Origin of the sequence: Frankia sp. AiPs1, from assembly GCF_023716945.1 — a bacterium.
Lineage (GTDB): Bacteria > Actinomycetota > Actinomycetes > Frankiales > Frankiaceae > Frankia.
This window is the reverse complement of record NZ_JAMQQF010000500.1, coordinates 1-4,435: the sequence shown is the minus strand read 5'-3', so window position 1 is coordinate 4,435 and position 4,435 is coordinate 1. Positions and strand designations below refer to the sequence as shown.

The following is a 4,435-nucleotide window of genomic DNA, read 5'->3' as shown; positions in this document are numbered from 1 at the left end:
TCCCGGTGGGGGCGGTGGCGGTCGTCCGGCGGCGGGTGGCCGCGGGCGCGGCGGAACCACGGCAGGTGCGTTCGGCCCGGGTGGCCGCGGTCGTCCCGGCCGTCAGCGCAAGTCCAAGCGCGCGAAGCGGCAGGAGTGGGAGAGCGGCCTGGAGGCGCCGCGGATGGGCGCGATGGTCCCCCGTGGCAACGGGCAGGCCATTCGTCTTCCGCGCGGCGCCTCGCTGGCGGACTTCGCGGACAAGATCGACGCGAACCCCGGCGCGCTGGTCCAGGTCGTCTTCACCCAGCTCGGTGAGATGGTGACCGCGACCCAGTCCTGCACCGACGAGACACTGCAGCTGCTCGGCGTGACCCTCGGTTACGAAGTGCAGATCGTCAGCCCGGAGGACGAGGACAAGGAGCTGCTCGAGAGCTTCGACCTGTCCTTCGGCGGCGAGTACGGCGACGACGTCGAGCTCAGCATCCGGCCGCCGGTCGTGACCGTCATGGGTCACGTCGACCACGGCAAGACGAAGCTGCTCGACGCCATCCGCTTCACCGACGTGGTCGCGGGCGAGGCCGGCGGGATCACCCAGCACATCGGTGCCTACCAGGTGCGGGCCACGGTCGACGGCGACGAGCGGCCGATCACCTTCATCGACACTCCGGGTCACGAGACCTTCACCGCCATGCGTGCCCGCGGTGCCCAGGTCACCGACATCGTGGTCCTCGTGGTGGCGGCCGACGACGGCGTGAAGCCCCAGACCATCGAGGCGCTCAACCATGCCCAGGCGGCCGGGGTGCCGGTCGTCGTGGCCGTCAACAAGGTCGACAAGGAGGGCGCCGACCCGGCGAAGGTGCGCGGTCAGCTCACCGAGTACGGGCTGGTCGCCGAGGAGTACGGCGGCGAGACGATGTTCGTCGATGTCTCCGCCCGGAACAAGACGAACATCGACGGGCTGCTCGAGGCCATCATCCTGACGGCCGACGCCTCGCTGGACCTGCGGGCCCCGACGGGTACCGAGGCGCAGGGCGTCGCGATCGAAGGCCGACTCGACCGTGGCCGTGGCCCGGTGGCGACCGTGCTGGTTCAGCGCGGCACGCTGCGGGTCGGCGACTCGGTGGTCGCCGGTGAGGCGTTCGGCCGGGTCCGGGCGATGCTCGACGAACACGGCGATCAGGTGACCGAGGCGGGTCCGGCCCGCCCGGTGCAGGTGCTCGGCTTCACCAGCGTCCCCGACGCGGGTGACAACTTCCTGGTGGTGCCCGAGGACCGGGTCGCCCGCCAGATCGCCGAGCGCCGCCAGGCGCGGGAGCGTAACGCCGAGCTCGCGCTCAGCCGTGGCCGCCCGACGCTGGAGACGATCCTCGAGCGGATGAAGGAGGGCGAGAAGACCCAGCTCAACCTCATCCTCAAGGGCGACGTCTCCGGTTCGGTCGAGGCTCTCGAAGACGCCCTGCTCAAGATCGACGTCGGCGACGAGGTCGGTCTGCGGATCATCGACCGGGGCGTCGGTGCGATCACCGAGACCAACGTCATGCTGGCGTCGGCGTCGGACGCGGTCATCATCGGCTTCAACGTCCGCCCGCAGGGCAAGGCGACGGAGCTGGCCGACCGCGAGGGCGTCGAGGTCCGGTACTACTCGGTGATCTACCAGGCCATCGAGGACATCGAGAACGCCCTCAAGGGCATGCTCAAGCCGGTCTACGAGGAGGCGCAGCTCGGTACCGCCGAGGTGCGCGAGGTCTTCCGGGTGCCGCGGATCGGCAACGTGGCGGGTTCGCTCGTCCGTTCCGGCATCATCCGCCGCAACACCAAGGCCCGTCTCATCCGCGACGGCGTGGTCGTGGCCGACAACCTCACGGTCGAGTCGCTCAAGCGGTTCAAGGACGACGCGACCGAGGTCCGCGAGGGCTACGAGTGCGGTATTGGTCTCGGGTCGTTCAACGACATCAAGGTCGACGACGTCATCGAGACCTTCGAGCAGCGGGAGGTTCCCCGCGTCTGAGGCACGATGCCGGTCGGTGCCGATCGGTCGGGCGCATGCGCGCCCGGTCGGCACCGGCGGCTCGGGGGCCGCACCGCGGTAGACGATCATGTGGATCGGGACTCTCAGCCTTGACCTGCTGCTCGGAGACGTGCACTCGCTGAAGGAGAAGCGCTCGGTGGTCCGGCCGATCGTGGCCGAACTGCGCCGTCGTTTCGCCCTCAGCGTCGCCGAAACGGGGCATCTCGACCTGCACCGTCGGGCCGAGATCGGCATGGCGGTCGTCGCCGCGGACCGAGCGCACTGCATCGAGGTTCTACGTGCCTGCGAGCAGTTGGTGGCAGGGCGCCCCGAGGTCGAGATCCTCGCCGCGCGCGAGCGCTGCCTGGCCGAGGACGACGCCGACGGGCTGCCGCACCTGTCCGCGGGCCCCCTCGACTGAGCCGCTTTCCGCCCGCCGCAGGGCCCCGATCGCCCACCCCGGCGTCGCCCGGACGATCGGGCATCCGGCGGCGGCGTGCACTCCCGCGCGGTGGCTGTTCCCCGCGCGGTAGCGATCCCCGCGCGATGGCGATCACGGTGGCGTCGCCGGGTGGACGGGATCGCGGCGGGAACGACGCCGAGGTAACACGGAACGAGGAGGTCTACGGTGGCTGATCCGGCCCGGGCACGGAAGCTGGCGGTGCGAATTCGTGAGGTGGTCGCGTCCGCGCTGGAACGCGGCGTGAAGGATCCCCGCCTCGGCATGGTGACGGTCACGGAGGTGCGAGTCACGCCCGACCTGGTCGACGCGACCGTGTTTTACACCGTGTACGGCGATGAGGACGCACGCCGTGCGTCGGCCGAGGCGCTGGAATCCGCTCGCGGGCTGCTGCGCAGTCAGGTCGGCCGCGCCACCGGCGTGAAGGTCACCCCGACCCTCGCCTTCGTGCACGACCGGCTGCCCGACGATGCCAAGCACCTGGAGGATCTGATCAGCGTCGCCCGGGAGCGGGATGCCAAGCTGGCCGAGGTGCGTCGCGACGCCCAGCCGGCGGGCGAGGAAGATCCCTACCGTCGTCCGCGGACCGTCGACGACGACGTCGAGGACGATGTGGACACCGGCATCGTCGGGGAGTTCGACGACGTCGGGGAGTTCGACGCGGACGACACCCCCGGCGCAGATGCCGGGGCGCGGGAGGCCGGCGCGGCCGGCGGCCATCGGGGGTATTCGGCGTCGCCTGGCGGCGATTCGACCGCCGGGCGCTGACAGTGACAGGCCGCTCGAAGGGAACGGACGGCTCGAAGGAGACGGGCTGCTCGAGGGGGACGGGCCGCCGGCGTACCGGCGGGTCCCGGCGTGCCGACGAGCCACGGCGTGCCGACGAGCCACGGCGTGCGGACGAGCCACGGACACGGCGATGGGACGGGCGATGAGCGACGCGAGCGATCTCGTGGCGGCCGACCGGGCGGCCGTGGTGGCCGCGCTGACGGCGGCCGTCGACGCCGGAGACGACATCCTGCTCGTCGCGCACGTCAATCCCGACGGCGACAGTCTCGGTTCGGCCCTGGCTCTCGCGCTGGCGCTGCGGACGCTTGGGGCGCGGCCCAGAGTGACCTTCGATGCCGAGCCCTTCGCCGTTCCCCGGACGCTGCGTTTCCTCGCGGGCCAGGAGTTGCTCGTCGATCCGGCGGCGATCACCGCCCGGCCGGGGCTCGTGGTCTGCCTGGACGCGGCCAGCCGGTCCCGGCTCGGCCGGCTTGCCCAGATCATCACCGGCGGCCGGGTGGTCGTCGTCGATCATCACGCTTCCAACACCCGTTTCGGCGATCTCAACCTCGTGGACAGCGAGGCCGCCTCGACCAGCGCGATGGTCGTCAACCTGATCGACGCTCTCGGGGTGTCGCTGGACGCGGACCTGGCTGCGGCGATCTACACCGGCCTGGTCACGGACACCGGCTCCTTCCGGTTCGCGGCGACGACGCCCGCGGTGCACCGCCTCGCCGCGCGCCTACTGGCCACCGGCATCCGGCACGATCTGATCGGCCGGGCGTTGTGGGACACCCACCCGTTCGGCTACCTGAAGCTTCTCGGTGAGGTGCTGGGCCGGGCCAGGCTGGAACCCGAGCACGACCTGACCTGGACCTGGTGCACCCAGGCCGATCTGCGGACCGCTGGGCTGGACTACGACGAGATCGAGGGCTTCATCGACACGTTGCGCACGGCGGCCGAGGCCGAGGTTGCCCTGATCTGCAAGCAGGATGACGGCGTCTGGAAGGTCTCCGTGCGGTCCAAGGGGAGCGTCGACGTCGGCGTGCTGTGCACCGGGCTCGGGGGCGGCGGCCACCGCCTGGCCGCCGGCTTCGTGACGGGCGTGGAACTGACGGAGCTGATGGACACGGTGCGGGCGGCGCTGGCTCGGGCACCGCGGCTGACCGCCCCCACCGGTGGCGCCCTGACCGGCCCCGACGCCGCCGCCGGGCGCG

The 4,435-nt window shown here is 71.5% G+C and carries 4 protein-coding genes; all 4 read left to right on the top strand.

Translation table 11 applies throughout. The features are described from left to right. Nucleotides 1-1,990 (top strand): translation initiation factor IF-2 (infB, locus tag ND748_RS26100; protein ID WP_251748797.1); only part of this gene is annotated, 1,990 nt, incomplete at its 5' end. Nucleotides 1,991-2,078: 88 nt separating this feature from the next. Continuing rightward, the gene (locus ND748_RS26095; protein ID WP_251748795.1) at nt 2,079-2,411 is read left to right on the top strand and encodes a DUF503 domain-containing protein; all 333 of its coding nucleotides are present in this window, start codon (nt 2,079-2,081) and stop codon (nt 2,409-2,411) included. A gap of 207 nt (nt 2,412-2,618) precedes the next feature. Further along, nucleotides 2,619-3,218: a 30S ribosome-binding factor RbfA gene (gene rbfA / locus ND748_RS26090; protein ID WP_251748794.1), complete on the top strand. Its 600-nt coding sequence runs from the start codon at nt 2,619-2,621 to the stop codon at nt 3,216-3,218. Between the two features lie 163 nt (nt 3,219-3,381). Continuing rightward, nucleotides 3,382-4,435, top strand: a 1,054-nt coding sequence (locus ND748_RS26085) for a bifunctional oligoribonuclease/PAP phosphatase NrnA (protein WP_251748792.1), incomplete at its 3' end; no start/stop codon positions are given.

Coding starts and splice junctions, on each gene's coding strand:
- ND748_RS26095 (WP_251748795.1), top strand. CDS start 2,079: ATGTGGATCGGGACTCTCAGCCTTGACCTGCTGCTCGGAGACGTGCAC.